The sequence below is a fragment of the Bartonella sp. AP58NXGY genome, from assembly GCF_042195785.1.
In the GTDB taxonomy this organism is placed as follows: domain Bacteria; phylum Pseudomonadota; class Alphaproteobacteria; order Rhizobiales; family Rhizobiaceae; genus Bartonella.
On record NZ_JBHIOY010000048.1, the window covers coordinates 1 to 2021 of the forward strand.

A 2021-nucleotide genomic window follows, 5' to 3' on the forward strand; every position below is an offset into this window, starting at 1 on the left:
AGCAGGCATGAAGATGCGTGGTTTTCAACAGCTTGATTTTTTCCAAAAGCCGGTTTTTCCCTGCCGCGAACCCGTTGCGCAGATTGATTTGGGACGGTTTCGCTCTCGTATTAAGCGAGCCATGGCGCGGGCTTTGCGTGAATGCCGCTATGAGCGCAGTGAGATTGCAGAGCGTATGGCGCATTATTTAGGCATTGGGTGTTTGAGTAAGGCAAGCTTGGATGCTTATGTAGCGGAAAGTAAGCAGGTGGATATTTCCCTGCCGCGCTTTAAAGCCTTTGTGCGGGCGACAGAAGCCTATTGGCTTTGGGATGAGGTGGTGAGTGAAGATGGCTTGTTGTTGTTGCAAGGGGATGAGGCGCGGTTAGCAGAGATTGCAAGATTGCAGCAGGAACAGCGTGAGATTGCGGCGCGGTTGAAAGCCATGCGTGCAACGCCAGTGCGCATTAAAAGGGGGCAGCCATGAAGGAATGGTTTAGTATTGCTGAATTAGCCAAGGCGGCTTTGCCAGGGTTGCCATCTACCTATAAAAGCCTTGAAAACCATGGACGGGCATATTGGAGAAAAAATTCTAAACTTTCACGGAAGGTTGAAAGCAAGACCAAGCCGGTTTGGGAGTATCACATTTCCTTATTACCGGAAGGGGCGCGGGGGGCGTTGTTGTTGCGGGCGGGTGGTGTTGACGTTTTGCAAAAGGCAGAGCTGACGAGACAAAAAGAAGTGCTTTGGGGGCGTTATGAAGGGCTTTCAAAGGCGCATAAAAGGCGCTGTGAAGAGCGTTTGAAGGCGCTTTGTTCTATGGATGATTTGCTTCAAGCCGGTATGGGGGTGCATGATGCGGCAAGTTTGTGCGCGGTTCAGTTTGGGGTGAGCCGGATGTCGCTTTTTAATTGGCGCCAGATGGTGGAAGGGTATGAGCGCACTGATTGGTTAGCGGCGCTGGCGCCTTGTTATGGTGAGGAGACTGTTTCGCAATGGGCTGAGTGTCATGAGGAGGCATGGGAGGTTTTGTGTTCGGATTATTTGCGTTCGTCCCGCCCTGCTTTTTCGGTATGTTATCGACGTATGGTTTTGGTGGCGCGTGAGAAAGGGTGGGAGCCTATTCCTTCAGAGCGGGCGTTACGGCGGCGTTTTAAAGCGCAAGTTTCCAAAGCGGTTGTAGCGTTAGCGCGTGAGGGAGAGGAGAAAGCCAAGAAGCTTTATCCGTCACAACGGCGTGATCGCTCGAGTTTGCATGCTTTGCAAGCGGTGAATATGGACGGGCATAAGTTGGATGTTTTTGTGCGTGTTCCGTGGAGCTTAAAGCCAGTGCGGCTTTATCTGATAGCGATACAAGATCTTTATTCAGGCAAGATTTTATCATGGCGCCTATCGGATGCGGAGAGTTGGGAAATCGTGCGTTTGGTGATTGGTGATATGGTGGAGGCTTATGGGATACCGGAGCGTATGACCTTAGATAATGGGCGTGCTTTTACCAGCAAGTGGATTTCTGGGGGTGTGCAAAACCGCTTTCGTTTTAAGATTAAGGCGGATGAACCGCAGGGTCTTTTGACCAGTTTGGGCATTCAATTGCAATGGACGACTCCTTATAGCGGGCAGTCGAAACCGATTGAGCGGGCATGGCGTGATTTGGCAGAGGCGATTTCGAAGCATCCTTTTTGTGCGGGGGCTTATACGGGCAATAAGCCGGATGCCAAGCCTGAAGATTATGGCAAACGTGCGATAGAATTTGAAGCGTTTAAAGCCCATGTTGGTGCGCAGATTGTGGCGCATAATGCACAAGCAGGGCGCAAGGCGCTGACATGTGCGGGGCGCAGTTTTGATGAGACTTTTGCAGAAAGTTTGACAGCAGAGGGGACGATTATTCGGCAGGCAACGGCAGCACAGCGTGCTTTATGGCTTTTGACCTCAGAGGCATTGCGTACACAAAAGGGGACGGGGGAGATTCATTTTTATGGCAATCGTTATTGGGCGCGGGCATTGAATGAGTATGCGGGGAAGAAGGTGATTGTACGCTTTGA

At 51.1% G+C, this 2021-nt stretch carries 2 protein-coding genes; both read left to right on the top strand.

The genetic code is table 11. The annotated features are described in order from the left end of the window. The first annotated feature begins 7 nt into the window (after positions 1-7). Positions 8-466, top strand: a complete 459-nt coding sequence (locus ACFINC_RS09175) for a hypothetical protein (RefSeq protein WP_375617011.1) — start codon at positions 8-10, stop codon at positions 464-466. Next, positions 463-2021: transposase domain-containing protein (locus ACFINC_RS09180; RefSeq protein ID WP_375617010.1), on the top strand; the 1559-nt coding region annotated here is incomplete at its 3' end. The genes ACFINC_RS09175 and ACFINC_RS09180, both read left to right, overlap by 4 nt.